The following is a 24950-nucleotide window of genomic DNA, read 5'->3' on the forward strand; positions in this document are numbered from 1 at the left end:
CCGTGGCCACCATGACTATTCGCGACAGCACCGAGCGTTGGGCAGCGCGGACCCTGTCGGGCGCGGCGTCGGTGCGCATCACCGCGGCGTATGCCGTCGCCCTGGTCGCGGTGTCGCTCATGCTGACCGCGCTCGGTCCGCACGCCCGCGAGGTCGCCGTGAGCCGCATGAGCACCAACCTGCACAATTTGGCACACGGCCGCCTCAGCACGCTGATCGGCAGCGCGTTCGTCGACGACGGCGGCGAGATCTGCGCCTGCCTGCCCGGACTCGTCTGCCTGCTGGCTTTGGGCGAATTGATCTGGCGCGGCAGGGGTTTGATCATCGCGTTCGCCGTCGGTCATATCGGCGCCACCCTCCTCGTGGCGGCCGGGCTGGTCGTCGCGGTGGAGGTCGGCTGGCTGCCGTTCTCCATTGCGCACGCGAGCGACGTGGGAGTCAGCTACGGCGCGGTTTGTGTCCTCGGCGCTCTGACGGCCTCCATCCCGTCGCGCTGGCGACCCTCGTGGGTCGGGTGGTGGCTCGGGATCGCGCTGATGGCGGCCGCGGGAGCGGACTTCACCGCCGTCGGCCACGTCCTCGCGCTGCTGCTCGGCATCGGTCTGTCCTATCGGCTGCCTGCGACGGCCGCCTGGACCCCCACGCGCGTCGCCTTGCTGATCGGCGGCGCCGCGTTGGGGTACTTCATGCTGTCCGGGTCATCGCCGGTGACCACGGTCGCCGGTTTTGCCGGGATGCTGGCCGCGCTTCTCACCGCCCGGGTATCGCGGCCGAGCAACGAGGCCTCGCGGTCGGAATTCGTCCCGCAGCCTGTTTAGGCGCGGTACTGCTCGTGGCAACGGTGCGAATGCATCGCCAGGGATGGCGGTCGGGCGGGTCCGTCGATACGATCTGATTTGCCCGGGGGTCGCGACGGTAGGTGGATAGCGATGTCGTACCTGGTAGCAGCCCCCGACGTTTTCGCAACGGCAGCATCCGACTTGGCCAGTCTGGGTTCGGCCATGACCGCAGCGAGTGCCTCCGCGGCAGCCCCGACTACCGGGCTATTGGCCGCGGGCGCGGACGAGGTGTCGGCGGCGGTGGCATCGCTGCTTTCCGGGCACGGGCAGGAATTTCAACAGGTGAGCGCTGCGGCGGCCGCGTTTCACGCTCAGTTCGTCCAGGCGTTGACCGCAGCCGGAGGTGCCTACACGGCCGCCGAGGCCGCAAACGCCTCACCGCTGCAGACCGTTTGGCAAGACGTGCGCGGGGTCATCAACACGCCCACCGAGCTGCTGCTGGGAACCCCGTTGATCGGCAAGGGCACCGATGGCGCGCCGGGGACAGGGCAGAACGGCGGGCCGGGCGGGCTGTTGTTCGGGCCCGGCGGCGACGGCGGGTCCGGCGCGCCCGGGCAGCCCGGCGGGCGCGGCGGCAACGCCTGGTTCTTCGGTAACGGCGGTCACGGCGGGGCCGGCGGACAGGGCACCACCGGCGCCACCGGCATCGCCGGCAGCCCCGACCCCGCCAAAATCAACGGCGGCACCGGCGGCAATGGCGGAGCGGGCGGGTCCGGCGGCACCGGCGGCATGATCTTCGGCAACGGCGGCACCGGCGGGGCCGGCGGCATCGGCGGGACGGGCGGCACCGGCGGGCACGGTATCGACGGCAACGCGGGCTCTCTCAACGGCGGCACCGGCACCGATGGCGGCCAGGGCGGCAACGGCGGGGCCGGTGGGGCCGGCGGCCTAGCCGGGGCCCTCGGTCATGCCGGGGCCAACGGCAGCGGCGGCACCGGCGGCACCGGCGGCCAGGGCGGCCAAGGCGGCCTCGGCGCCGACATTTCCAGCACCGGTGTCGCCGGCAACGGCGGCGGCGGCGGCAACGGCGGCGCCGCCGGTCTGGGTGGCAACGGCGCCACCGCGGGCACCGGCGGCGCGGGCGGCGACGGCGGCCACGGCGGCAACGCCACCCTTACCACCGGCGTCGACGGCGGCGTCATCGGCGGCGACGGCGGCAACGGTGGCGGCGGCGGCGCCGGCGCCATCGGCGGCAACGGCGGCAACGGCGGAAGCGCGGGCGGCGCCGTCACCACCCTCACCAGCGCCGTCAATGCTTTCGCCATCGGCGGGGGCGGTGGCAGTGGGGGCGCCGGCGGCGGGGTTCTCACCTCATCCTCCGGCGTAGGCGGCACCGGGGGATCCGGCGGCGGCGCCCAGATCGTCGGCAGTGGTGGCCTGCAAGCCTTCGGCGGGAGCGGTGGCTCTGGCGGCGGCACCCCAGGCGGCATAGGCGGCTTCGGCGGAGCCGGTGGCGGTGGCGCCGCCAGTCAGATCGGTGGCGGTGTAGACGTCACCGGCGCTACCGGCGCCAGCGCCGGCGGCGGCGCCGGCGGGGGCGGCGGCGGCAACGCCAGCTACTTCGGCGCCTCGGGCACCATCGACGCCGCCGGCGGCGGCGGAGGCGGAGGGGGAGCCGGATTCACCGGCGGCACGGGCGGCCGCGGCGGCGACGGCGGCGACGTTGCCGGCTTCGGCCACGGCCTCGGCGGTGCCGGTGGCACCGCCGGCAACCCCGGTAGCCCCGGCGGCACCGGCAGTGGAGGCGGCGGCAACACCGGCACCGGCGGTACCGGCGGCACCGCTGGCAGCGGCGGTGGTGGCGGTGGCGGCGGCGTCACCGTCGCGGGCTCCGGCCTCGGCAATGCCACAGGCGGCCACGGCGGTTCGGGCGGCTAGCACCGGCCCGACATCACTTCGGCTTGAGGTCCGTATCCCGGCTCGGCTGAACGCGTTTCGGCTCGCCCGGCATCTTCGGGGTGCAATAGCGTTGAGCGTTGTCCTGGGCAGCAGAAACGCAGGCCGGTGAGTTGCGCTGCGCGCGATGTTATCGGGCGAATTTTCGCCGTTTACGAAACGGCCAGCCCTCACCACCACGACTAACCACCCCCACGTCCCGCTACGTCCGCGTCCCAGTGGTCGGCGAGAAAACCGCCGAGACCCGTAGTGGCATTCAACAATTCGACGGCCCTGTCGTCCGGCTACGACAGCCCGTTCATTCCGTTCAGGCCGAACAACAGCCCGCCGGCGCCACCGGAACCGAAGAGCAGACCGCCGCTGCCGCCGTTGCCGCCGACGCCGCCGTTCCCAGGGCTGAACGCGTTTCGGCTCGCGACCGGCTGCGGTTGTCCCGGGGGCGCTCACCGACGGCGCTTAGTACCGCACAACGGAGCTTTGTGATCAGGATCTCTAGTGAATGCCAGTTGGGCGGAGATCAATTCGAAAGCATAAACCGTTCCTTTCAACCAAGGACCGGAAAAGATCGGAGCCCTGAAATGAACATCCACGCCACGCCCGACCGGATCGACTATCAGCTGACCCGCGCGTTCGTCGCCATAGAGCTACAAAGCCAAGACAGGATCGACCAAGCCGTAGACCGGCTGGCGATCAGCCTGCTCGTGCAAGCCTGACCGTGAGCACGCAAACCGCCGTCATTACCCTGCAATGGCACATCTAACAGAGCAGATGCGCACTACGCGCTTTTCTGACGGTGCCTCAGTCGGTGGTGTGGACGATCAGCACGTCGGTCTTGGCCCTGCGGGAGACTTCGGATGGGACTGCTCCCAGCAGCCGCCCGGCGACCTTGCTGAGCCCGACGTTGCCGACGACCAGCAGGTCAGCATGGACCTCCTCGGCCAGATGCACGAGCGCGTCGACCGGATGGCCGACGATCGCCTCCTTCACAACGTTGTTGGCCCCGGCTTTGTACGCCCGCTCGCTCGCGTCCCGCAGGATCTCGCGGAAGGGGGTTTCGCGCTGCGTCCGGTAGTCCGCGCCGTGGTCGCTTCCCGGCGGGATTGCGTAGCGACCCTTTTCCTCGCGGACGGGGGCATGGGCCGTAGCGACAATCAATTTCGCGCCCTGATCCGCAGCGATCGCCGCTGCGCGGTCCACCGCAAACATCGACGTGTAAGAGCCATCGGTGCCGACCACGATGGTCTGATAGCCGGTCATTTCCACCAGTGTAGGGCCGACGAGATCAAGCGCAATGCGCCCGGCGGTTAAGTTGATAACCGGGTGTCGGGGAAGCCGCCAGCAGTCCGACTATTCACTTCGGCTTGTTTTTCCTAGTTAGATCCGTATCCCGGCTCGGCTGAACACGTTTCGGCTCGCCCGGCATCTTCGGGGTGCAATAGCGTTGAGCGTTGTCCTGGGCAGCAGAAAACCAGGCCGGTGAGTTGCGCCGCGCGCGGCGTTATCGGGCGAATTTTCGCCGTTTACGAAACGGCCAGCCCTCACCACCACGACTAACCACCCCCACGTCCCGCTACGTCCGCGTTCCAGTGGTCGGCGAGAAAACCGCCGAGACCCGTAGTGGCATTCAACAATTCGACGGCCCTGTCGTCCGGCTACGACAACCCGTTCATTCCGTTCAGGCCGAACAACAGCCCGCCGGTGCCGCCCTGGCCCCCGGCGCCCGTCGGCGCGCCGGACCCGCCGTTACCGCCGTTACCGCCGTCTCCTATCAAGACGGCGTTGCCGCCCTTGCCCCCGGTGCCGCCGGGATTCAAGGAATTGCCGCCGGTGCCGCCGACGCCACCGTCGCCGTAGAGGAGGCCACCATTGCCGCCAACACCGCCATTGCCCCCGGCCCCGAGGCCGAACCCGCCGAAGCCGCCGGCGCCACCGGAGCCGGCCAGCACGCCGCCGGCCCCGCCGAACCCGCCAGCGCCACCGAGTCCGCCGCCGGGCGTGAGGGGGCTGCCGCCGCCGACGCCGCCCGTCCCTCCCATACCGCCGGAACCGAAGAGCAGGCCGCCGTTGCCGCCGTTCCCGCCGTTGCCGCCGTCCCCCACCGAAGCGACGACCGCGGAGCCGGCGCCGCCGGTGCCCCCGAGCCCGCCGGAGCCGACGAGGAGGCCACCATTGCCGCCAACACCGCCGGCCCCGCCGGTGCCGGCAAGCGCGAACCCGCCGGTGCCCCCGGTGCCCCCGGTGCCGAACACACCGCCGGCGCCGCCGACCCCGCCGCTGCCGTTGACAAGCTGCGTGATGCCGCCGGTGCCCCCGGTACCGCCGTGGCCGAACAGACCGGCAGCCCCGCCCGCGCCGCCCATCCCGCCATTGCCCGCCCCTTCGTTCCCCCCGGTTCCCCCCGCACCGCCGTGGCCGAACAGCAGCCCGCCGGCCCCGCCGTTACCGCCAGCGGTCCCGGACACCGCGCCGCCGGCGCCGGCTCCGCCGGGGCCACCGTTGCCGATCAGCCCGGCCGCCCCGCCGCTACCGCCGTTCTGACCGAACGCGCCTGACCCGCCGGCCCCGCCGTCGCCGTACAAGATCCCTCCAGGCCCACCGGGCAGCCCGCTGCCCGGGGCGGCGTTGGCGCCGTTGCCGACCAGCGGGCGCCCCAACAACGCCAGGAAAGGCGCATTGACCACGTCGAGCAGATCCTGCTCTGCCGTCTGCGCCGGATTGGCGACAAACGCCGCGACATTGGCGGCCTCCGCGCTGGCGTAGGACCCCGCACCCGCGCTCAACGCCCGCACAAACTGGTCATGAAACGCCGCCGCCCGCGCACCGAGTGCCTGAAAGCCCTGACCGTGGGCGGAAAACACCGCCGCAATGGCCGCCGACACCTCATCCTCGGCCGCGACCAGAATCCCCGTCGTTGGGGCCGCCGCGGCGGATTTCGCCGCGTCGAGCATCGAACCGATATTCGCCAGATCCGTTGCCGCCGCCGTCACCCATTCCGGCGTCGCGATCACTAACGACATGGGACACCTCCCACGCGTCATGACCGATGCGTCATGGCGACCCGGCATCGTCTGGCCTGCATCGGGTCACGCGCAGAGTTAAAGCCTATCGCTGCAGAGGCAGCCGATACCGGGTTTTGCACCCATCACTTCGATTTGTTTTTCCTGGTCAGATCCGTATCCCGGCTCGGCTGAACCCTCTTCGGTTCGCCCGGCATCTTGGGATAGTTCGGCGGATACGGCATGTCGCCCAGCCCTCGCCCTTCGTCCGCCGTGGCCATCTCCAGCAAGGCCGCGATCGACTGAGGCACGTCGTCCATGCCCGCCCACGGGTCTTCCCGGCGCGCCACGAAATCCGGCACCGTAGCCATCGTGTAGTCGTCGGGATCGGCACCGGCGAGTTCGTCCCACGTCAGCGGCGTCGACACCGTCGCGATCGGCGTGCGCCGCACCGAATACGGCGACGCCATGGTGCGGTCGCGGGCGTTCTGGTTGAAGTCGATGAAGATCCGCTCGCCCCGTTCTTCCTTCCACCACGACGTGGTCACCGCGTCGGGGGCGCGCCGTTCCACTTCGCGGCCCAGTGCGATGCCGGCCCGGCGCACTTCGACGAAGTCCCAGTCGGTGGCGATGCGCAGGAAGACGTGCACCCCGCGTCCCCCGGACGTCTTCGGGTACCCGACCAGACCGAGTTCGTCGAGCAGCGGACGCAGCACGTCGACGGCAACCGACCGCGCCTGTGGAAAACCGGTGCCCGGCTGGGGATCCAGGTCGATCCGCAACTCGTCGGGATGGTCGGTGTCGGGGCAGCGCACCTGCCAGGGATGCAGCGTGACGGTGCCCATCTGTGCGGCCCACACGATCGCCGACGGATGGGTCACCTTCAGCGCGTCGGCGGTGCGCCCCGACGGGAACGTCACCCGGCAGGTCTCCAGGTAGTCGGGGTGGTGCTGCGGCACCCGCTTCTGGTAGATCTCCTCGCCGTCGATGCCGTCCGGGAAGCGCTGCAGATGGGTGGGCCGGTCGCGCAGCGCGGTCAGCATCGGTCCGCCGCCCACGGCCAGGTAGTACTCGACCAGCCGCCGCTTGGTCCCGTGCGACCCGAGCGCGGGGAAGTACACCTTGTCGGGGTTGGTCACCCGCACCGCGATGCCGTCGACGTCGATTTCCTCCGCTGCAGCCGCCACATCCTGATTCCAGCACAATGACCTCATGCAGTTGCCCGTCATGCCGCCGGTGTCGCCGATGCTGGCCAAGCCGGTGCGGTCGATGCCGCCGGACGCGTCGTATGAGCCCAAATGGGACGGCTTCAGGTCCATCTGTTTCCGTGACCGCGACGAGGTCGAACTCGGCAGCCGCAACGAGCGCCCGATGACGCGCTACTTCCCCGAGCTGGTCGCGGCCGCCAAGGCGGAGCTACCGGAGCGCTGCGTGATCGACGGCGAGATCGTCGTCGCCACCGGCCACGGCCTGGACTTCGAGGCGCTGCAACAACGGATCCACCCGGCCGACTCGCGGGTGCGGATGCTCGCCGAGAAGACACCGGCGTCCTTCATCGCGTTCGACCTGCTGGCCCTGGGAGACGACGACTACACCGCGCGCCCGTTCAGCGAGCGGCGCGCGGCCCTCGTCGACGCCCTGGCGGACTCCGGGCCGTCGATCCACGTCACGCCGGCGACCACGGACATGGCAATGGCGCAGCGCTGGTTCGAGGAGTTCGAGGGCGCCGGCCTCGACGGCGTCATCGCCAAGCCGCTGGGCATCACCTATCAGCCGGACAAGCGCGTCATGTTCAAGGTCAAACACGAGCGGACCGCCGACTGCGTGGTCGCCGGCTACCGGGTGCACAAGTCCGGCGGTGACGCGATCGGCTCGCTTTTGCTCGGGCTCTACACCGACGACGGCCAGCTCGCGTCGGTCGGCGTGATCGGCGCCTTCCCGATGGCCGAACGGCGACGGCTGTTCGCCGAATTGCAGCCGCTGGTCACCACCTTCGAGGACCACCCCTGGAACTGGGCCGCGCACGAGGCCGGCGAACGCACCCCACGCAAGAACGAATTCTCGCGCTGGAACGCCGGCAAGGACCTCTCGTTCGTGCCGCTACGGCCCGAGCGGGTGGTCGAGGTGCGCTACGACCACATGGAGGGCCCGCGGTTCCGCCACACCGCCCAGTTCAGCCGCTGGCGCCCCGACCGCGACCCGCGTTCGTGCACCTACTCGCAACTCGAACAGCCGGTCACCTTCAAACTGGGCGACATCGTGCCCGGCCTGGGGCCGGGCTCCGATCACGCGTGAGGGCAGAACATCCCGAGGATCTGCTGGCAGTTGTCCTTGTTTATCAGGCCCGGTGGCGCCGGCGGGGGCGGCGGCGGCGGATTTTCTCCGTCCCAGATGTTTTGGGCGACATTCCCCTGCCCGAAGTACACGTAGTAGTAGGTGTGGCAGATGTTGTTGTCCCAGATCACCGGGTTGGTGACGTGGTTGCCGGTCGGCGGCAGCGGTTGCCCCGGGCACCAGTGGCACGGCCCCTGCGGGTGGTCCTCCGGGCAACCCGGCCAGGCATTCAGCGGCGCGGGAGCGGGATGGGCCGACGCGGTTCCCACGGTCAGGCCCAAACCGGCAACGCTGAGGCCGCCGGCCACCAGCGCGGTGGTCGCCAGCCGAGCGATGCGCCCCGTCGTGGAACGAACGTTGTTCATCGTTGTCCTTTCCGGTGATTGCGGTCCTGGTGGGCCGCGTTGCTGTGCAAAGTCGACATCGCCCGCGTCGCTACCGGTCCCAATTTCGGCTACGGGCACATGAATGAGATCGGTGGACACCCTCGAGGTGTGATCGCTTCCGGCGGCGGGTTATCGCCGTCCCAAATCGAAATGGGCCGGCCCTGGCTGGTCACGTTGCCCATCCCGTAATTGGTGGGGTACCAGGTGTGGCAGACGTTCCAATCCCAGTCGATCAGGCCGTTGACCACATAGGGCATGTTCTTCGGATTCCCCGGGCACCAACGGTGTGGGCCGTCGGCGTGGGCGGTGCCCGCGCCCAGCCCGAGCCCGGCCGCCGCCAGCCCACCCGAAAGCAGCGCGCCGGCAAAAATCGCTTTCAGGGTGCGGGTGTTATCCATAGGGGGTTCCTTTCGCCGCTATGGGCCGTAAGGTATCGCCCCCTACTTGCGAAATTCTTGCGATTACGACCACTAAGCTGTCGTGATGCTGAATGTCGCCGCGCTGTTCGTGGCCGGTACCGCCGCCCTCGACGAGACCGGTGCGATCTATGCCACCCGCGTGCCTACGACGGGCTTTCAGGTCGCGCAAATCCCTTTGACGGCAAAGGTTCCGGTCGTCCTGGTGGTGCACGCGCGCTGCGGCGGTGACTACGACGCGGAACTGCATGTCGTGTGCAAAGACCCGACGGGGGTGCCGCGCGGCAGCCTCCAGGGATCTTGGCACTGGCCGGACGAAGCCGGTAAACCGTCGAAGTACCGTTGCTTTACCCAAGACCTCGTCATCTCCGTCGAAGCGGAAGGCGAGTACACAATCGGCGCCTATTACGACCCGCACGGCAAAATCGAGATGGCCACACCGATACCGATTTCGATTTCGTTGGTCGCGGCAAATCCGGGCGGCGATGGCGGGGGCGGCACCAACCCCGAAGGCTAGGCGGCGTTTATCCGGGCCCGGGAGCGGGCACGCGAAAAAGATGTCAGTAACAGCATTCAAGGATCTTCCGCTGGCCGATCGCGACCGCAAGTGGGACGGTGGCGCCGCCGAAAAGCGGGTGCGCAAGTGGGCCGGCGCGGAGGACAAGCCGAACCAGAAATACCGGGACGCCCACATCTGGTACGACAGCGACAAGAAGGACAACTTCACCGGCTACAAGCTGCTGTTCGCCGACGTGATCGACGGCAAACTCCAGGCGGTACCGCGGGGAGTGATGATCGCCGGCGCGATCATGGACGGTGCGCGCGGCGGCATCGACCTGCCGAAGGCCGACGTCGACCGCGTCAAGAGCCACCTGGCGAAGTACTACCGCAAAATGGACGAGAACGCGCCGTGGGAACGCGGCTGAACTCACCGGCCGCGGCGGTTGCCAGTGAGCAGGTTGTAGCAAGTCGATCATCGCGGGCAGCGTTGCCGCAACAGCGGTTTCGTACGGTGATGGCATGCTAGGACAAGAATCACCCCGATGACGTGGTACTGCTGGGCCACCCAGGCAATCATGGTCATAGCCCTTACCGCACGTCACCTGAAATCGCACGGGACGGAAAACAACCCGTCCGTCCCCGCCTGGCCCGTGGTGCGCAGCGGGATCAACGACGAGACGTACCGCCAGCGCATCATGTGACCGTTCGGCGAGAGGGCATTCAGGACTTTCGGTGTGCAATGGCGGTTTTCAGCGTGAGTTCAGGGCGGGATTTCGGCGGTCTGTCCGCCCAGAACTCACGCACGACGCCCACGACTCACACTCGACGTCCGAGCGCCGTGGACCAGGCGCGAACTAGACGGCAACCATCAGCTCCGAGAGGCCGCGCAACGTGACGTTCGCCTTGTATTGCGGCTCGCCGGCCAGTTGCGCGTTCGGGAAGCGCGCGGTCACCGCCGACAAGGCGACGCCGGCTTCCAGTCGCGCCAGCGGCGCACCCAGGCAGTAGTGGATGCCGCGGCCAAAACCCAAGTGCCGCAAGGTCCCTCGATCCGGATCGAAGGTGTCGGGCCGGTCGAATTCGGCGGGATCGCGCTGGGCCGCGCCCAGCAGGACCATCATGATGTCGCCCGCCGCCACGTCGAGGTCCCCGATCGTCATGTCCGCGAGGGCGACTCGCCCGGCCAGTTGCACCGGCGGGTCGTAACGCAGAGTCTCCTCGACGATCGCCGGCGCCCGGCCGGCGTCGGCACCCAGCGCGGACCAGTGAACGGGGTTGCGCAGCATGGCCAGGACGGCGTTCCCGATCAGGTTCACCGTGGTCTCGTGTCCCGCGATCAGCAGCAGATTGCAGGTCGAGACGATCTCCTCCTCGGTCAGCTGATCGCCGGACTCCTCCACCGCGATCAAGCCCGACAGCAGGTCGTCGCCGGGCTCGGATCGGCGCCGGTCGACCAGCTCGTGGAGGTATCCGCGCAGCCGCTTCACCGCCTCCATCCGCTCGTTCATCACGTCCGGCGGCACGCCGGTGAGCGTCGAGAACGGGTCCAGCGCCTGCGCCAGCACCGCCGACGCGCGGCTGAATAGCGGCTCGTCGTCCAGCGGCACTCCGAGCAGTCGGCAGATCACCGCCACCGGCAGCGGGTAGGCGAAATCGTCGACGACGTCGAACTCACCCTGCTCTGCGATCCGATCGAGCAGCCCGTCCACCAGCGCGGTGATCTCCGGATGCAGGCCGCTCACCACTTTCGGCGCGAACGCCTTGCTGACCAGCTTGCGCAGCCGGGTGTGGTCGGGCGGATCGAGGAACAAAAATCCCGGCGGGAACGTCCGGGGCTGCACCACACCCGCCTCGAGCTGGCGCTTGGTGACCGTCGAGTTCGCGTTGCTGCTGCTCGACGACGGGTGCCGCAAAACCTCGTCGCAGTCCCGGTACGCCGAGAAGACGGCGAGCGTCGTCTCCGGCAGCACGATCGGTCCGTGGTCGCGAAACTGCGCAAACAGCCGGTAGGGGTCGGCGCGGTTGGCCGGGTCGAGCAGCTGCAGCAGCAGCGCCTGCGATTCGGCCTGGGCGGCGGTCGTCATGCCCACATTCTGCCCGCGCCGCGCGGGGCGGCTCAGCGGCGCAGGAACTCGACGATGTGGTTGGCGAGTTCCTCGCCGGCGTCCTCCTGCAGAAAGTGGCCGGCCCCGGCGATCGTCGGGTGATCGATGCCCTGCGCGCCGCGCATCTCGCGCTGGAAGATCGCGGCCATCGGCCCGGTGATGGGATCGCTGTCGCTGAACGCGACAAGCATGGGCGTCGGGCTCACGGACAGCTTGGCCCACGCCGCCTTGTTGGCCGGCGCCGCGGGATCGTCCGGTGAGGTGGGCACCAGGCCGGGCATGGCGCGCGGCCCGGCGCAATACTGGTCGTCCGGGAACGGTGCGTCGTAGCCCGCGCGCACCTCGCCGCTCAGCTCCTGGCGGCACCCGCCCTGCACGAACCAGCCGATGTTCAGATTCGGTGCGGTGGTGATGGCCTCGCGGAAGCGCCACCACACGTCGGCCATCGGCTGCTCGCCGTTCGGCAGCCCGGTGTTGGCGACCACCAGCCGGGCGAACCGTTCGGGGTGCTCGGCCGCCAGCCGCAAGCCGATCAATCCGCCCCAGTCCTGGCCGACCAGGGTCACGTTGCGCAGGTCGAGGACGTCGAAGGCCACGGTGCGCATCCATTCGACATGGCGCGCGTAGCTGTGGTCCTCGCGGCGGGTCGGCTTGTCCGAACGGCCGAACCCGACCAGGTCGGGGCAGACGACGCGATGCCCGGCGGCAGCCAGGATCGGGATCATCTTGCGGTACAGGTAGGACCACGACGGCTCGCCGTGCAGCATCAAAACCGGGTCGGCGCCTTGCGGGCCGTCCTCCACCCAGGCGACGCGCAGCGTCCCGCCGTCGCCGTCGGCGATCTCGCAATAGCTTGGGGCATAAGGAAAGTCGGGCAGGTCGTCGAACCGCTCATCGGGTGTGCGCAGGGTTTGCATGTCAGTCCCCCTCGGTTAGGCCCGCCACTGCCGGATCTGCCATCAATCGATCGAGAAACGGGCGCTGCCCCTTGAGCAGCTTGGTGCGCGCCTGCGCCACCGGAAACCAGCCGACCCGGTCGACCTCGGGGAACTCCCGCATCCGGCCCGAGCCTTTCGGCCACTCGATCTGGAAGGTGTTGCTGTGCGCGTCGGCGACGTCGAGGTCTCCCCCGACCGCGAACGCCGTGACGACCTTGCCGCTGGGCTGTTTCAGCGCGCCGAAGTCGAGCCGCGGTCCGGCGGGCACCGAGAGCCCGAGCTCCTCGGAGAACTCACGCTGCGCGACCGCCCAGGGGTCCTCGCCGTCGGCGTACTCGCCCTTGGGTATCGACCAGGATCCCTCGTCTTTGCGGGCCCAGAACGGACCGCCGGGATGCGCGATCAGAACTTCGACGACGCCGTCACGCGCCCGGTACAAGAGCACACCCGCACTGAGCGTGGGCACGGGCGGTCAGACCCCGACGGCGCGTTCCAGGTCCTTCAGCGACGACTCCAGGTGCGTGAGGAGGTGCTGCAGGTGCGGGACGCTGCGACGGCATCCGACCAGACCGAAGTCGAGGTTTCCCGCGTTGTTCACCAGGGTGATGTTCAGCGCCTGCCCGTCCGGGATGGCCGACAGCGGGTAGCTGCCGTCGAGGCGCGCGCCGCCGTAGTACATCGGCTCCGCCAGCCCCGGGACGTTCGAAATGACGATGTTGAACGGCGGCGGGGTGGACGAGATGAAACCCGGGACGCCGGCCAACGTCAGCGGCGCCATGTACAGCGCCGACAGCGCGAGCACCTGCAGCCGCGGAAGTTCGGCGAAAACCTTCTTGTTGGCGCGCATCGATTGGCTGATCACTTCGATCCGCGTCGCCGGATCCTCGACGTCGGTGGCGAGGTTGCACAGGATGCTGCCGACCATGTTGCCGCCGGCGTCGGCCTCCTCCTTGGAGCGAAGGCTCACCGGCACCATCGCGATCAGCGGGGCCTCCGGCAGCGCGTTCTGCTCGAGCAGGTAATAGCGCAGCGCACCCGAGCACATCGCCAGGACGGCGTCGTTGAAGCTCACCCCGGCGGCCCTCTTGACGCTCAGGACCCGATCGGCCGGCCAGGACTGGGCGGCGCAGCGGCGCGCACCGCCGACCTTGACGTTGAACATGGTGTGCGGGGCCGCCATCGGCAGGGTCAACTGCTGCTCGATCAGGGCGGCACGGGCCAGCTTCACCGTCGACGGGGCAAGTGCCGCAACGGATCCCGCCGCCTTGACCAGCGAGCTCAACGGGGACGAAGCGGCCGGCTTGGGGCGCGGTCGCCGGGGCAGGCTCCACATCGCGCGCACCTCGCGGTCGTCCGGGTCGACCGACAGCGTGCGCTGCATCAGCTTCATCGCCGAAATGCCGTCGATCAGCGCGTGATGCATCTTGCTGTACAAGGCAAACCGGCCGTCGTCGAGCCCCTCCACCACATACAGCTCCCACAGCGGGCGGTGGCGATCGAGCAGGCTGGTGTGCAGCCTCGAGGCCAGCTCGAGCAATTCGCGGACGCGCCGGGGAGAGGCCAGCGCCGAGCGCCGGACGTGGTAGTCGACGTCGATCTCGTCGTCGACGGCCCACGCCATGGGGGTGATTCCGCCCATGACCGTCGCGGGGTGCTTGCGGAACGTGGGCTGGAATTCGTCGTTGGCGATCAGGGCGTCGGTGAACTCACGGACGAATTCCGGTCCGGCGCCCTCGGGTGGCTTGAACAACGACAGGCCCCCCACGTGCATGGGGTGCTCGCGCGTTTCCGCGAACAGAAATACGCCGTCGGCGGGGGCCATCATTTCCATCCACCCATTAGACCGCGAACAGCGCGGGACGCGAAGGGCTCTTAGAACATCGCCGCCGAGCCGACTTCGGGATGGGCGCGCATGTACTCGACCAGCCGATCGACGTAGCTTCCGAACGCGGGCGCCTCGATGCCGCTGCCCTCGAGGTCGGCGCGGCAATGCTCGGTCAGGTACGTGGTGGGGTGCGCGAAGTAGTCGACCGCCTCGGGCGGGATCCGCATCAAGCGGTAGAGCCCCGGAACGTGCGCCAGGGAGGCCTTGGCCAGGCTGCGCGGCAACGGGACCTTGACGAGTTCCTTGCCGGTTGCCTCGGCCAGGGTCCTCGTCATCTCGTCGACGGTGAGCGGTCGCGGATCCGCCAGCTGGTAGGTCCGGCCCTCGGAAACCGGGAGTCCGCTCAGATATCCCGCCGCGTCGATGACGAAGTCGCGAGGGACCACGTTCACTCGAGTTGCGGTCGGGTCGCCCACCATTGGCACGATCGCGCGCCGACCCTGTCGCAACAGCCACTGCATGATGAAGTACGGCCCGTCGAACTTCTGCGTCTCACCGGTGCGGCTGTCGCCGACGACGATCGCGGGGCGATAGATCGTCGCCGGCATGCCCGCGGACATGTGCCAGCGGACATCCGCCTCGGCGAGATTCTTCGTCTCCTCGTAGAAGTTGTTGAACGGCGCACCGACTTCGAGGTCGTCTTCGCCGAATGGCCCGGCATAGCGACCGCTGACGTAACACGTGCTGAAGTAGTGCAGGCGCGTCAACATGGGGCAGCGCTCAAGGGCCTCCAGGACGTTTCGGGTGCCGTCAACGTTGACCCGGACCGCCACGTCGCGGGGCACGGTCAGGTCGTACGCGGCGGCCAGGTGCCACGCCTCGGTGACCCCGGTAAGGGCGCCCGCGGCGAGGCCCAGCCCCGGCCGGGTGATGTCGCCCTCGACCACCTGGATCCGGCCCTCCAGGAACGGGTCGGCGGCGCTGAGCTCGCCCACCCGTCGCTCCGCGAGCGTGGCGAACTTGGGCTGCACCAGACAGATCGCCGAACTGTCAACGCGTTTGAGGATGCTCGGCAGCAGCGCGCTGCCGAGAAACCCGGGAAACCCCGTCATCAATACCGTCATCGCTGCACCTCGCCTGCCACGTTAGCGATGACCGGCGGCGTTCAAACGGGTCTTTAGTCCCCACCATGCGGGGATTGCGGCACTGCGCAGTCATCGCCGGCTGCGGGAGGATGACGGGACTGGAATAGGGCGCAATAGTCGGCGGGTGACGACATGACACATCCCGAAACCGCGAAGTGGGACCCCACCTTCACCGAGCTGCTGATCAACGCGGTGAATCCGGTCATCAAACGCTGGTTCCGCCCGGAAGTTCGGGGCCTGGAAAACTTCCCGTCGGCGGGCGGCGCTCTGCTGGTGTCCAACCATTCCGGCGGTGTGCTGACGCCCGATTGGAACGTGCTGGCGCCGGCCCTCTACGGCAGGTTCGGCTACGACCGCCCGCTGTACACCGTGGCCCACTATGGCGTGTTCTTCACGCCCTTCCGCGCGGCGCTGGGACGCCTCGGCGTTATCCATGCCACCCGGGAAAACGCAGGCGAAGCGTTACGTTCGGGCGCCGTCGTGCTGGCGTTTCCGGGCGGCGACTACGACGCGTTCCGTCCGACGCTGAGGCAGAACGTCATCGACTTCGGCGGCCGCACCGGATACGTGCGGACCGCCCTGGAAGCCGGCGTGCCGATCGTGCCGGCGGTGTCGATCGGCGGGCAGGAGACCCAGCTCTTCCTCACGCGCGGCAATTGGCTGGCGAAGAGGTTGGGGCTCAAGCGCTTTCGGATCGAGATCCTCCCGGTCACGATCGGCTTCCCCTTCGGCATGTCGTTGTTCTTCCCGGCCAACGTGCCGCTACCCGCCAAGATCGTCTATCAGTTGCTGGAGCCCATCGACATCGCCGAGCGGTTCGGCGAGGAGCCCGACGTCGACGAGGTCGACGCCTACGTGCGCTCGGTCATGCAGGCCGCGCTCGATCGACTGGGGCGCGAGCGCCGCATCCCCGTCCTGGGTTAGGCGACCGACCACGCGGAGGTGGCGATGAGGTCCCCGCGCTCCAACCCTGCCGCGCGATGCTCGTGCACTTTGGCGTACTCGGGCGTCGTGACCATGTCGATGAACGCCTGCGGCGTCGGGTACTCGACGATGAGAATCGCGTCCCACCAAGGTCGTTCGCCGTCACCGATGACGATCGCCGGTGCCGTGCCTGCGTAACGGACGGTGGCGCCGACGCGTTCGAGGTGCGGCGCCACTTCCCGCCCGTATTGCAGGTACGACTCCAGGCCGCCCGCGGTCTTGAACTTCAACAGGTTGACCATCAGCACGGGCGCGTCGGCGGGCCTGGCCGCGAGCGCCGCGAACTGCTCGGGGGTCGGCTCCAGCGAGCTGCTCATGTGAATCTCCTTGCATCGATTCGGCTGTGATGCTGGCACTCCCTGAACCATCCCTCACCGACGGACCCGTGTCTTGACATCTCGCGACAGCATTTTGACAATTCAAGACACATGTCTGTGGTACGCGGGACCGCGCTCTCGAACTATCGGGGCCTCGTCGCCGAATTGGGCGGCGACCCCGCGAGCCTGCTGCGCGCGGCGGGTGTCCGCGGCCAGGACGCGGGCAATTACGACTCGTTCATCTCCTACCGCGCCGCGATACAGGCGATCGAGTCGGCCGCCCAGGCGACGAACACGCCGGACTTCGGGCGACGGCTGGCGCAGCGGCAGGGCATCGAAATTCTGGGGCCGGTCGGCGTGGCGGCCCGCACCGCCGCCACAGTGGCGGACGCCCTGGAAATCTTCGGCACGTATATGGCGGCCTACAGCCCCGTGATCGCCATTCGCGTCGCGCCGCTCGCCGATCCCCAGCGGTCGTTCCTGACGCTCGAATTCCTGTTGGACAACCCGCCGCCGCACCCGCAGACCACGGAGCTGTCGCTGGGCGTCTCGCTGAGGGTGTTCCGCCTCCTCATGGGTGATGATTACGCCCCATTGAAGGTCCATGTGCCGCACGATCCGCTCACGCCCAAGGCCGACTACGTGCGGTATTTCGGCTGCACGCCCGAGTTCGCCACTCGGGCAGCGGGTTTCACGGTTCGCACCGCCGACCTGCACCGGCCCCTGCACCGCGATGACATCGCGCATCGGGCCGTCGTCGATTACCTCAACGACATCACCCCGCGAGACGCCGGGATTGTGGAATCGGTGCGCATCATCGTTCGTCAACTGCTGCCGACCGGGACGGCCACGCTCGAGCTGGTCGCCGGCCAGTTCAATATGCACCCAAAAACGCTGCAGCGCAGGCTCGCCGAGGAGGACACCACGTTCGCGGCGCTGGTGGACCAGGTCCGCAGGGACGCCGCCGATCGCTACCTACGCGGCACCGGCATCAGCCTCACACACCTGGCGCGCGAGCTGGGCTACGCCGAGCAGAGCGTGCTGACCCGCTCGTGCAAGCGCTGGTTCGGGATGGGGCCGGCCGCTTACCGCAAGGCGGACTGCGGTTATCCGGCGAGCGCCGGCTCAGGCGCGCCGACCGCCACCGGGTTGGCGAAGCACAGGTTGGCGTCGTCGACCGGACCCTCGCGCAGCGTCTTGTAGTCGCCGAGGTAATCCATGGAGGTTCGCCACGGGCCCTCGGCGCCCTGGCGGGGGAATTGGTCGACGGATCGCTTGACGTAGCCGGCGGTGACTTCCAGGAGCGGCTTGGTCGGCATGGACCCGGGAAGCCGCGGGTAGCAGACGGTGTGGCCGTGCGCGTCCATGTGGGCGAGCAGCCGGCAGAAGTGCTCGCATATCAGCCCGACCTTGAGCGTCCACGACGAGTTGGTGTAGCCGAACACGTAGGCGAAGTTGGGGACGTCGCTGAGCAGGAAGCCCTTGAACGCCACCTTGTGCGGCACGTCGACGGGGACACCGTCCACCGAGAAGCTGATCCCGCCGAAGGCCAGCAGGTTCAGCCCGGTGGCGGTGACGATGATGTCGGCTTCCAGTTCACGCCCGGACCGCAGCCGAATCCCCCGCTCGGTGAAGGTCTCGATCTGCTCGGTGACCACCGAGGCGCGGCCCTCGCGGATGGCCTTGAACATGTCGGCGTCGGGTACCGCGCACAGCCGCTGGTCCCACGGGTTGTAGGCAGGCCGGAAGTGCTCGTCGACCGGGTAGCCCGCCGGCAGTTGCCTGGCGTTGAGGTGGCGGATCAGCCGGCGTGCGGCACTCGGGTATTGCTGGCAGAACCGCCAGACGAGCCGTTGCTTGGCGACGTTCTTGCGCCGGGTGATCGCGTAGGCCCGGTCGCGGCCGACCAGCTTGGGCAGGGTGTTGGCGATGCGGTCCTCCGACGGCACCGGCACGATGTAGGTCGGCGAGCGCTGCAGCATGGTCACGTGCCCGGCGGTCTCGGCCATGGCGGGCACCAGCGTGACCGCGGTCGCGCCGCTGCCGATGATCACCACCCGCTTGCCGCGGTAGTCCAGGTCCTCGGGCCAGTGCTGCGGGTGCACGATCTGTCCCGTGAACCGCTCCCGCCCCCGGAATTCCGGGGTGAACCCCTGCTCGTAGCGGTAGTAGCCGCTGGCGCAGAAGAACCACCCACAGCTCATCGTGATGCGTGCGCCCGCGCGCTCGATCTCGACCACCCAGCGCGCGTCGTCGGTGGACCACGCGGCGCTGATCACCCTGTGACCGAAGCGGATCGACTCACGGATTCCGTTCTCGGCGACCGTCTCGCGAAGGTAGGCCATGATCGCGTCGGCGCTCGCGATCGCCTTTTCGTTCTCCCACGCCTTGAACTCGTAGCTGAACGTGTGCAGGTCGGAGTCGGAGCGAATTCCCGGGTACCGGAACAGGTCCCACGTCCCGCCGATCTCGTCGCGGGCCTCGAGAATCGTGAACGTCTTGCCCGGCTGCATCGTCCGCAGGTAGTAGGCGGCGCCGATGCCCGAGATGCCGGCGCCGATGATCAACACGTCGACGTGTTCGATGCTGGTGGAGTTCATGCACCTCAGAGTGCGACAGCACAGGCACCCGAGTATTGACACCGGAGGACAAGATTTTGACTTTTCAGGACAGCGTGTCGGGCCACGCGCTGTCAGACTGGCAAGATCCCGATGTCCGAAATGGTGAAACCGCGCCCCGAAATGACCTTGCACGTGACGCCGCTGGCTTCCGATCGGCAGCTAAAGGGGCCCATCCAAGCGGTTTGGCCATAGGGCAGGGTGGGCGTGCCCTCGCCCGCGTTGCCGAGGCAAGAGTCCCCCGCACACCTCTTGAACATGCCGTCAGTCGACATCCGCACGGACTGCGGCGGATCGTCGGACTGGCAGTAGGTTTCATCGGGAATGCCGTTGCCGCGTTGGTAGCTCAGCTCGCAACTGATGTTGCCTGACGGAGACAAGAACGCGCACCACGTCTGTGTGCAGACCGGATTGTCCGCAGCGGCCCGAGGCGCCCCGACGCACCCGACCACGGCGAATCCGAGCGCGGCGCCCATTGCGACGGCGACTGTCCGATGCACGATGCCTCCCCGGGGCTCTCCGAGCCGTTGGCGTGTCCGCAACGTAGCAGACCGACGCTGGTCGAGGTAGGCGATTTCTCCGGAATTCCGACTGTGCATTTTGCGACGCAACACGCCGACGAAGCGTCGTGTGATGCACAGTCGACGCGCCCGGCGCTACAGCAGATCGGTGATGGTCTTCAGGCCCGCGTCGTAGAGCACGCCCGGCAGCATGCCGCCGTCGCATTCGATGGTGGTGCCGTTGACGAAGTCCACGTCGCCGCCGGCCAGGAACACACAGACGCGGCCCACCTCCGCGGGCTCCCCGGCGCGGCGCAACGGCACCGCGGCGAAGTACTTTTCGCCGGTCGGATCGTCCTTGGGCAGCACGAACGACCGGAAGTTCTCCGTCATGGTCGGGCCCAGCGCGACGCAGTTGACCCGAACCTTCGGCCCCCACTCCTCGGCCAGCGACCGGGTGAGCTGGTTCAGCCCGCTCTTGGCCGCGCCATAGGAGACCAGCGTCGGAGATCCGGCCGGGTGTCCCGCGCCGCTGGAGATGTTGATGACGCAGCCCACGCCGTCCTGGGTGCGCATCTGCCGGTAGGCGCGGATCGCGAACCACAGCGGGCTGATGAGGTTCATCTGCACCGCGAACGCGTGAAACAGCGCCGTGCGCTCGTACTCGTCGTCGCTGCCCGGCGCGCCCTGAATGCGCGAGACCAGCGCGGGAATGCTTTCGGCGTGCGGCGCGGGCACCGTGCCGCCGGCGTTGTTCACCAGGATGTCGATGCGTCCGTGGGTGGCGACGACATCGGCGACGAACGAGTCGATCGCGCGGTAATCGCCTTGATCGCAGACTTTTTGGGAAGCACGGCCCGCCCAATCGTCGTCGATGTCCGGGATGTTGTCCAGCGGCGAGCGCGAGCAGCCGATGACCGTGGCGCCGGCGCGCAGCAGTTCGTGCGCGATGCCGACGCCCACGCCGCGGCTGGTCCCGGTGACGATGGCGATCTTGCCGTCGAGTACGCCCATCGCCCGCCTTCCCATGCTCATTGACAGTGACTGTCAGCGGGTCATACTGTGCCATTTCAGCCGTTGGCGTGTAAAGCACTCGGGAGGTCACAGGTGAGCATTCGTGTCATCCAATGGGCGACCGGGGGCGTCGGCAAGGCCGCCATCGCGTGCGTGGTGAACCATCCGCAGCTCGAACTCGTCGGGTGCTGGGTGCACAGCGCCGGCAAGGACGGCGTCGACGTCGGCGAGATCATCGGGTCCTCGCCCCTGGGGGTCACGGCGACCACCAAGGTCGACGACGTGCTGGCCCTCGACGCGGATTGCGTCGTCTACAGCCCCCTGATCCCAAACGACGACGAGGTCATCGCGATTCTGCGGTCCGGCAAGAACGTGGTGACCCCGGTCGGCTGGGTCTACCCCGACCCGGGCAACCCGCGCCACCAAGCCGTCGCCGACGCCGCGCTCGAAAGCGGTGTGACCCTGCACGGTTCGGGAATCCACCCCGGCGGCATCACCGAGCGATTCCCGCTGATGTTGTCCTCGCTGTCCTCGGCGGTCACCCACGTGCGCGCCGAGGAGTTCTCCGACATCCGCACCTACAACGCGCCGGACGTCGTGCGCCACATCATGGGATTCGGTGGCACCCCCGAGGAGGCCATGCAGGGGCCCATGGCCAGCCTGCTCGAGGCGGGTTTCAAGCAGTCGGTGCGAATGGTGGCCGAGCACATGGGATTTCGCATCGAGCCGAACATCAGGACGATCCAGGACGTCGCGGTGGCGACCGCCGACATCGACTACGCGCCGTTTCCCCTCACCCCGGGGACGGTGGCCGCACGCCGGTTCCGCTGGCAGGCCCTCGTCGACGGCGAGCCGGTCATCACCGCCGCGGTCAACTGGCTGATGGGCGAGGAAAACCTGGACCCGGCCTGGGATTTCGGTGGGCGCGGCGAGCGCTTCGAGGTCGAGATCACCGGCGACCCGAGCGTGAGCCTCACGTTCAAGGGACTGCAACCCGAGACGATCGCCGAAGGGCTGGTGAAGAATCCGGGCGTGGTGGCCACGGCCAACCACTGCGTCAACGCCATTCCCGACGTCTGCGCCGCGGGGCCGGGCATCAAAACCTACCTGGATCTGCCGCTGTTCGCGGGGCGCCCCGCTCCCAATCTCGCGGAAAAGCCGTGACCTCGCTCACCGACGTGTCGTTCTGTCACCTCGTCATCGGCGTGACCGACATGGACCGCTCGCTGGCGTTCTACCGCGACACGCTCGGCATGGACGTCGTCTTCGAAACCCTGATCTCGGGCGAGCCCTTCGATGCGGCCCTGCACGCCAAGCGGAAGCAGGAGGGCCGGGTGGTGGGCGGCCTGCTGGGCGGGCTGATGGTCGAGCTGCTCTCACTCGGGACCGAACCCGACGCCGAGAAGCAGCGGCGCGGCATCACCGGCATCCACAACGTGTCGCTGCGGGTGCCCAATCTCGACGACGCCCATCGCCAGATTGCCACCGCCGGCTACCCGCCCGACCAGGAGCCGTTCGAAATAGGCGGGGTGCGAATGTTTTTCGTCAAGGACCCGGACGGGACACCGGTCGAGTTCATCGAGCTGCCCGACGGCGCGCGCAGCACCTACGAAATGCATCGCGGCGTTGCGCTCCAGTTGGGGCCGGCGCGATGAGCTATTCGCACCCCGACTCGATGCGCGGCCACGTCGCGATCGTCACCGGCGCCGCGCAGGGCGTCGGCAAGGGCATCGCCGCCGCCCTGCTGGAACGCGGCGCGTCGGTGCTGCTGGTCGACATCCAGGACGAGGGCCTGAACGCGACGGCCACCGAGCTCAGGGAGCTGGGGCGCGTCGAACACCTCGTCGCCGACTTGCGCGACCCGGCAACCGCGCAGCGAACGGTGGCGGCCGCGGTCGAGGCGTTCGGCACCGTGCACGGCCTGGTGAACAACGCCATCGCCACCAACGAGCCCAAGCGATTCGTCGACATCACCACCGAGGACCTGGCGCTCGGGTACGACGTCGGGCCCCGCGCCACCTTCCTGCTGATGCAGGCCGTGTACCCGCTGATGGTCGAAGCGGGCGGCGGGTCGATCGTCAACCTCGGCTCGGGCACCGGCACCGGCGGCGAACCCAAGTGGGGCGGTTACGCCGCCGCCAAGGAGGGCATCCGCGGGCTGTCGAAGGTCGCCGCGCTGGAGTGGGGGCGGGACAACATTCGGGTCAACGTCATCTGCCCATTTGCCGAGTCCGACGGTGTCAAAGCGTGGAAGCAGTTCGCGCCCAACGACTACGCGAAGGCGGTGGGACGCGTCCCGATGAAGCGCATCGGCGACGTCCGCACCGACGTGGGCGCGCTGGTGGCGTTCCTGCTCGGCACCGACGCCACGTTCATCACCGGCCAGACGATCCAAGTCGACGGCGGGATCGGCTGCTTCCGTTGAGTCAGTCGTTGCGGGAACGGCAGCGCGCCCAGATCCGGGCCGACATCAGGCGCGCCGCGTTCCGGCTATTCATCGAGCGCGGCTACGACGCCGTGACGACGGAGGAAATCGCCTCGGCCGCAGGCGTTTCGCCGCGCACCTTCTTCCGGCACGTGCCGACCAAGGAGGAACTGCTACTGGCACCGCTGCGCCACGGTGGCGCCGCGATCGTCAGCCTCCTCGAGGAGCGGCCCGCCACCGAATCCCCCGACGTCGCGTTGGTCAACGCCATCGTCTTCCGGACTCGGTCGTTCGACCCGGCCGACTGCGAGGAGTGGCGCGAGGCGCTGCTGGTGGCGCCGGGTCTGCTCGACAAGGTCACGCTGCACACACCCGCCGACAAGGAGCGGGCGACGAAGCTGATCGCCGAACGGATGGGTACCAATCCCGACACCGACATCCGGCCCGCCCTGCTGGTCCAACTCGGCTTCGCCGCGGGGGATTTCGCGTTTCAACGGTGGGTGCGTCAGTCGACCAAGAGGCCGCGCCCGCTCGACCGCTACGTCACCGACGCCGTCGAGGCCATCAAGAGCCCGCACTGGAGAAGGAAGCCGAAATCGTGAACGACACGTACAAGGTCGCGGTCTGGGCCACCGGCGGGGTGGGAAGGTACGCGATCCGAACCATCACCGACCGCGCCAACCTCGAGCTCGTCGGGGTATGGGTGCACTCGGACAGCAAGAACGGCAAGGATGCCGGCGAGCTCGCCGGCATCGACCCGGTCGGCGTGGCCGCCACTCAGGACGAGTCGGTGATCCTGGGCGGCGACGCGGACTGCGTCGTCTACGCGGCGCCGGCGCCACCCCGGATGAAGGAGGCGATCGGTGACCTGTGCCGAATCCTGGCCGCCGGAAAGAACGTGGTGACGACCGCGATACCGGGATTGGTGTACCCGCGCGGCTCGCTGCCCGCCAAGGTGACCGACGCGATCCGCGGCGCGGCCGAATCCGGTGGCAGTTCGTTGTTCTCCAGCGGCATCGAGCCGGGGTTCGGCGCCGACCTGTTCCCCATCGCGCTGATGTCGATGTCGCACAAGGTGTATTCGGTGCGCGGCATCGAAATCACCAACTACTCCGAATACCCGGCCGAATACGACATGCGGGAGCTGTTCGGCTTCGGCCAGCCCCTCGATTACCAGGGCGGGTTGATGATGCCCGGCGTGCTGCGCTGGGGCTGGGGCGCCGCCGTCACCATGGTCGCCGATGCGCTCGGGGTGGAACTCGACGACGTCCGTGAGACGTGCGAGTTCCTGCCCACGCCTCGCGAAATCCCCACCGCGTTCGGGCTTGTCGAGGCGGGCACGGTCGGCGCCACCCGGGCCCGTTGCATCGGCGTCGTCGACGGCGTCGACGTCATCACCATCGAGCACGTCGACCGCATCGCCGACGACCTGGCCCCGGACTGGCCGAAGGGCCGAACCGGCGGAACCGACGGCATCTGGCGCGTCATCATCGACGGCGAACCGAGCTTCGACGCCGAGTTCGAGGTGGGGCATCGACCCGGCGACAGCCACAACGATCACGGCCTGCTGGCCACCGGGATGCGCGCGGTCAACGCCATCCCCTGGGTCTGCGCCGCCGAGCCCGGAATCGTTGACGCGCTCCACCTTCCGCTCACGTCCCCGGTGGGAGCGCTGCACCCGCACCGCGACGGGATCTCCGCCTTCTGAAAA

At 68.6% G+C, this 24950-nt stretch carries 28 protein-coding genes and 1 pseudogene; 14 read left to right on the forward strand and 15 right to left on the reverse strand.

Translation table 11 applies throughout. The annotated features are described in order from the left end of the window. The first annotated feature begins 11 nt into the window (after nt 1-11). From AC5Y2S_RS03305 to AC5Y2S_RS03315, 3 genes are all read left to right on the forward strand, one after another. On the forward strand, nt 12-818 hold the full coding sequence (locus AC5Y2S_RS03305; protein WP_499954363.1) for a rhomboid-like protein: 807 nt from the start codon (nt 12-14) through the stop codon (nt 816-818). Nucleotides 819-929: 111 nt separating this feature from the next. Next, nucleotides 930-2717, forward strand: a complete 1788-nt coding sequence (locus AC5Y2S_RS03310) for a PE family protein (RefSeq protein WP_499953752.1) — start codon at nt 930-932, stop codon at nt 2715-2717. A gap of 236 nt (nt 2718-2953) precedes the next feature. After that, nucleotides 2954-3448: a hypothetical protein gene (locus AC5Y2S_RS03315; protein ID WP_499953754.1), complete on the forward strand. Its 495-nt coding sequence runs from the start codon at nt 2954-2956 to the stop codon at nt 3446-3448. 85 nt (nt 3449-3533) lie between these two features. Here AC5Y2S_RS03315 and AC5Y2S_RS03320 read toward each other — a convergent pair whose 3' ends face one another. The 4 genes and pseudogenes from AC5Y2S_RS03320 to ligD all read right to left on the reverse strand — a co-directional run bounded on the left by AC5Y2S_RS03320 (nt 3534) and on the right by ligD (nt 6918). Beyond that, on the reverse strand, nt 3534-3992 hold the full coding sequence (locus tag AC5Y2S_RS03320; RefSeq protein WP_499953755.1) for a universal stress protein: 459 nt from the start codon (nt 3990-3992) through the stop codon (nt 3534-3536). A 94-nt stretch (nt 3993-4086) separates the two neighbouring features. Then, a pseudogene (locus tag AC5Y2S_RS03325) lies at nt 4087-4164 on the reverse strand (hypothetical protein); the annotation flags it as partial. A 223-nt stretch (nt 4165-4387) separates the two neighbouring features. Further along, nucleotides 4388-5752 carry a PE family protein gene (locus AC5Y2S_RS03330; protein ID WP_499953757.1) on the reverse strand — a complete coding sequence of 455 codons (1365 nt, stop codon included), beginning with the start codon at nt 5750-5752 and terminating at the stop codon, nt 4388-4390. Nucleotides 5753-5877: 125 nt separating this feature from the next. After that, on the reverse strand, nt 5878-6918 hold the full coding sequence (gene ligD / locus AC5Y2S_RS03335; protein WP_499953758.1) for a non-homologous end-joining DNA ligase: 1041 nt from the start codon (nt 6916-6918) through the stop codon (nt 5878-5880). Nucleotides 6919-6943: 25 nt separating this feature from the next. Between ligD and AC5Y2S_RS03340 the strand changes: the two genes are divergently transcribed. Next, nucleotides 6944-8026 carry an ATP-dependent DNA ligase gene (locus tag AC5Y2S_RS03340; protein ID WP_499953759.1) on the forward strand — a complete coding sequence of 361 codons (1083 nt, stop codon included), beginning with the start codon at nt 6944-6946 and terminating at the stop codon, nt 8024-8026. Here the strand turns inward: AC5Y2S_RS03340 and AC5Y2S_RS03345 are convergent. Next, on the reverse strand, nt 8017-8430 hold the full coding sequence (locus AC5Y2S_RS03345; protein ID WP_499953761.1) for a hypothetical protein: 414 nt from the start codon (nt 8428-8430) through the stop codon (nt 8017-8019). The genes AC5Y2S_RS03340 and AC5Y2S_RS03345 overlap by 10 nt on opposite strands. A gap of 89 nt (nt 8431-8519) precedes the next feature. After that, nucleotides 8520-8849: a hypothetical protein gene (locus tag AC5Y2S_RS03350; protein WP_499953762.1), complete on the reverse strand. Its 330-nt coding sequence runs from the start codon at nt 8847-8849 to the stop codon at nt 8520-8522. Nucleotides 8850-8934: 85 nt separating this feature from the next. On the opposite strand from AC5Y2S_RS03350, the gene AC5Y2S_RS03355 reads away from it, so the two are divergent. From AC5Y2S_RS03355 to AC5Y2S_RS03365, 3 genes are all read left to right on the forward strand, one after another. After that, on the forward strand, nt 8935-9384 hold the full coding sequence (locus AC5Y2S_RS03355; protein ID WP_499953763.1) for a hypothetical protein: 450 nt from the start codon (nt 8935-8937) through the stop codon (nt 9382-9384). 40 nt (nt 9385-9424) lie between these two features. Continuing rightward, on the forward strand, nt 9425-9793 hold the full coding sequence (locus AC5Y2S_RS03360; protein WP_499953764.1) for a hypothetical protein: 369 nt from the start codon (nt 9425-9427) through the stop codon (nt 9791-9793). Between the two features lie 117 nt (nt 9794-9910). Further along, nucleotides 9911-10069 carry a hypothetical protein gene (locus AC5Y2S_RS03365; RefSeq protein WP_499953766.1) on the forward strand — a complete coding sequence of 53 codons (159 nt, stop codon included), beginning with the start codon at nt 9911-9913 and terminating at the stop codon, nt 10067-10069. A 153-nt stretch (nt 10070-10222) separates the two neighbouring features. On the opposite strand, the gene AC5Y2S_RS03370 is transcribed toward AC5Y2S_RS03365, so the two are convergent. Genes AC5Y2S_RS03370 through AC5Y2S_RS03390 form a run of 5 tightly spaced genes read right to left on the reverse strand, consistent with a single transcriptional unit; the run spans nt 10223 to nt 15360 of the window. Continuing rightward, entirely contained in the window at nt 10223-11452 is a 1230-nt protein-coding gene (locus tag AC5Y2S_RS03370; RefSeq protein ID WP_499953767.1) for a cytochrome P450, read from the reverse strand. 32 nt (nt 11453-11484) lie between these two features. Then, nucleotides 11485-12390 (reverse strand): haloalkane dehalogenase, encoded by a 906-nt coding sequence (locus tag AC5Y2S_RS03375; protein ID WP_499953768.1) that lies wholly within the window; start codon nt 12388-12390, stop codon nt 11485-11487. A 1-nt stretch (nt 12391) separates the two neighbouring features. Continuing rightward, nucleotides 12392-12877 (reverse strand): NUDIX hydrolase, encoded by a 486-nt coding sequence (locus AC5Y2S_RS03380; protein ID WP_499953770.1) that lies wholly within the window; start codon nt 12875-12877, stop codon nt 12392-12394. Nucleotides 12878-12883: 6 nt separating this feature from the next. After that, entirely contained in the window at nt 12884-14242 is a 1359-nt protein-coding gene (locus tag AC5Y2S_RS03385) for a WS/DGAT/MGAT family O-acyltransferase (protein WP_499905202.1), read from the reverse strand. A 41-nt stretch (nt 14243-14283) separates the two neighbouring features. After that, a complete protein-coding gene (locus AC5Y2S_RS03390; RefSeq protein WP_499953772.1) occupies nt 14284-15360 on the reverse strand; it encodes an SDR family oxidoreductase in 1077 nt (358 codons plus the stop codon). Between the two features lie 153 nt (nt 15361-15513). Between AC5Y2S_RS03390 and AC5Y2S_RS03395 the strand changes: the two genes are divergently transcribed. Beyond that, a complete protein-coding gene (locus AC5Y2S_RS03395) occupies nt 15514-16305 on the forward strand; it encodes a lysophospholipid acyltransferase family protein (protein ID WP_499953773.1) in 792 nt (263 codons plus the stop codon). Here AC5Y2S_RS03395 and AC5Y2S_RS03400 read toward each other — a convergent pair. Next, nucleotides 16302-16682, reverse strand: coding sequence for a DUF1330 domain-containing protein (locus AC5Y2S_RS03400; RefSeq protein WP_499953774.1), 381 nt, complete (start codon nt 16680-16682; stop codon nt 16302-16304). The genes AC5Y2S_RS03395 and AC5Y2S_RS03400 overlap by 4 nt on opposite strands. 111 nt (nt 16683-16793) lie before the next feature. On the opposite strand from AC5Y2S_RS03400, the gene AC5Y2S_RS03405 reads away from it, so the two are divergent. After that, complete coding sequence (locus AC5Y2S_RS03405; protein WP_499953775.1) at nt 16794-17885, forward strand: AraC family transcriptional regulator; 1092 nt, start codon at nt 16794-16796, stop codon at nt 17883-17885. Here AC5Y2S_RS03405 and AC5Y2S_RS03410 read toward each other — a convergent pair. From AC5Y2S_RS03410 to AC5Y2S_RS03420, 3 genes are all read right to left on the reverse strand, one after another. Then, nucleotides 17789-19282 (reverse strand): flavin-containing monooxygenase, encoded by a 1494-nt coding sequence (locus AC5Y2S_RS03410; protein ID WP_499953776.1) that lies wholly within the window; start codon nt 19280-19282, stop codon nt 17789-17791. The two genes, AC5Y2S_RS03405 and AC5Y2S_RS03410, sit on opposite strands and share 97 nt — an antisense overlap. Nucleotides 19283-19374: 92 nt before the next feature. Further along, the gene (locus AC5Y2S_RS03415) at nt 19375-19800 is read right to left on the reverse strand and encodes a hypothetical protein (protein WP_499953778.1); all 426 of its coding nucleotides are present in this window, start codon (nt 19798-19800) and stop codon (nt 19375-19377) included. Between the two features lie 156 nt (nt 19801-19956). Beyond that, a complete protein-coding gene (locus AC5Y2S_RS03420) occupies nt 19957-20814 on the reverse strand; it encodes an SDR family NAD(P)-dependent oxidoreductase (protein WP_499954365.1) in 858 nt (285 codons plus the stop codon). Between the two features lie 93 nt (nt 20815-20907). Between AC5Y2S_RS03420 and AC5Y2S_RS03425 the strand changes: the two genes are divergently transcribed. Genes AC5Y2S_RS03425 through AC5Y2S_RS03445 form a run of 5 tightly spaced genes read left to right on the forward strand, consistent with a single transcriptional unit; the run spans nt 20908 to nt 24947 of the window. Continuing rightward, complete coding sequence (locus AC5Y2S_RS03425) at nt 20908-21978, forward strand: NAD(P)H-dependent amine dehydrogenase family protein (RefSeq protein WP_499953780.1); 1071 nt, start codon at nt 20908-20910, stop codon at nt 21976-21978. Beyond that, nucleotides 21975-22469, forward strand: a complete 495-nt coding sequence (locus AC5Y2S_RS03430; protein WP_499953782.1) for a VOC family protein — start codon at nt 21975-21977, stop codon at nt 22467-22469. Before AC5Y2S_RS03425 ends, AC5Y2S_RS03430 begins: the two co-directional genes overlap by 4 nt. After that, nucleotides 22466-23239 (forward strand): SDR family NAD(P)-dependent oxidoreductase, encoded by a 774-nt coding sequence (locus AC5Y2S_RS03435; protein ID WP_499953784.1) that lies wholly within the window; start codon nt 22466-22468, stop codon nt 23237-23239. The genes AC5Y2S_RS03430 and AC5Y2S_RS03435 overlap by 4 nt, the downstream gene beginning before the upstream one ends. Continuing rightward, nucleotides 23236-23841, forward strand: coding sequence for a TetR/AcrR family transcriptional regulator (locus AC5Y2S_RS03440; protein WP_499953786.1), 606 nt, complete (start codon nt 23236-23238; stop codon nt 23839-23841). Before AC5Y2S_RS03435 ends, AC5Y2S_RS03440 begins: the two co-directional genes overlap by 4 nt. Further along, on the forward strand, nt 23838-24947 hold the full coding sequence (locus tag AC5Y2S_RS03445; RefSeq protein WP_499953787.1) for an NAD(P)H-dependent amine dehydrogenase family protein: 1110 nt from the start codon (nt 23838-23840) through the stop codon (nt 24945-24947). Before AC5Y2S_RS03440 ends, AC5Y2S_RS03445 begins: the two co-directional genes overlap by 4 nt. The last annotated feature ends 3 nt before the right edge of the window (nt 24948-24950 follow it).

Source organism: Mycobacterium sp. NGS69 (assembly GCF_059812165.1).

Bases quoted from the DNA above. Each gene is read 5' to 3' on its own strand.
- AC5Y2S_RS03305 (WP_499954363.1), top strand. From the start codon at position 12: ATGACTATTCGCGACAGCACCGAGCGTTGGGCAGCGCGGACCCTGTCG.
- AC5Y2S_RS03310 (WP_499953752.1), top strand. From the start codon at position 930: ATGTCGTACCTGGTAGCAGCCCCCGACGTTTTCGCAACGGCAGCATCC.
- AC5Y2S_RS03320 (WP_499953755.1), bottom strand. From the start codon at position 3,992: ATGACCGGCTATCAGACCATCGTGGTCGGCACCGATGGCTCTTACACG.
- AC5Y2S_RS03330 (WP_499953757.1), bottom strand. From the start codon at position 5,752: ATGTCGTTAGTGATCGCGACGCCGGAATGGGTGACGGCGGCGGCAACG.
- AC5Y2S_RS03340 (WP_499953759.1), top strand. From the start codon at position 6,944: ATGCAGTTGCCCGTCATGCCGCCGGTGTCGCCGATGCTGGCCAAGCCG.
- AC5Y2S_RS03345 (WP_499953761.1), bottom strand. From the start codon at position 8,430: ATGAACAACGTTCGTTCCACGACGGGGCGCATCGCTCGGCTGGCGACC.
- AC5Y2S_RS03350 (WP_499953762.1), bottom strand. From the start codon at position 8,849: ATGGATAACACCCGCACCCTGAAAGCGATTTTTGCCGGCGCGCTGCTT.
- AC5Y2S_RS03355 (WP_499953763.1), top strand. From the start codon at position 8,935: ATGCTGAATGTCGCCGCGCTGTTCGTGGCCGGTACCGCCGCCCTCGAC.
- AC5Y2S_RS03360 (WP_499953764.1), top strand. From the start codon at position 9,425: ATGTCAGTAACAGCATTCAAGGATCTTCCGCTGGCCGATCGCGACCGC.
- AC5Y2S_RS03365 (WP_499953766.1), top strand. From the start codon at position 9,911: ATGACGTGGTACTGCTGGGCCACCCAGGCAATCATGGTCATAGCCCTT.
- AC5Y2S_RS03370 (WP_499953767.1), bottom strand. From the start codon at position 11,452: ATGACGACCGCCGCCCAGGCCGAATCGCAGGCGCTGCTGCTGCAGCTG.
- AC5Y2S_RS03375 (WP_499953768.1), bottom strand. From the start codon at position 12,390: ATGCAAACCCTGCGCACACCCGATGAGCGGTTCGACGACCTGCCCGAC.
- AC5Y2S_RS03385 (WP_499905202.1), bottom strand. From the start codon at position 14,242: ATGGAAATGATGGCCCCCGCCGACGGCGTATTTCTGTTCGCGGAAACG.
- AC5Y2S_RS03390 (WP_499953772.1), bottom strand. From the start codon at position 15,360: ATGACGGTATTGATGACGGGGTTTCCCGGGTTTCTCGGCAGCGCGCTG.
- AC5Y2S_RS03395 (WP_499953773.1), top strand. From the start codon at position 15,514: ATGACACATCCCGAAACCGCGAAGTGGGACCCCACCTTCACCGAGCTG.
- AC5Y2S_RS03400 (WP_499953774.1), bottom strand. From the start codon at position 16,682: ATGAGCAGCTCGCTGGAGCCGACCCCCGAGCAGTTCGCGGCGCTCGCG.
- AC5Y2S_RS03405 (WP_499953775.1), top strand. From the start codon at position 16,794: ATGTCTGTGGTACGCGGGACCGCGCTCTCGAACTATCGGGGCCTCGTC.
- AC5Y2S_RS03410 (WP_499953776.1), bottom strand. From the start codon at position 19,282: ATGAACTCCACCAGCATCGAACACGTCGACGTGTTGATCATCGGCGCC.
- AC5Y2S_RS03420 (WP_499954365.1), bottom strand. From the start codon at position 20,814: ATGGGCGTACTCGACGGCAAGATCGCCATCGTCACCGGGACCAGCCGC.
- AC5Y2S_RS03435 (WP_499953784.1), top strand. From the start codon at position 22,466: ATGAGCTATTCGCACCCCGACTCGATGCGCGGCCACGTCGCGATCGTC.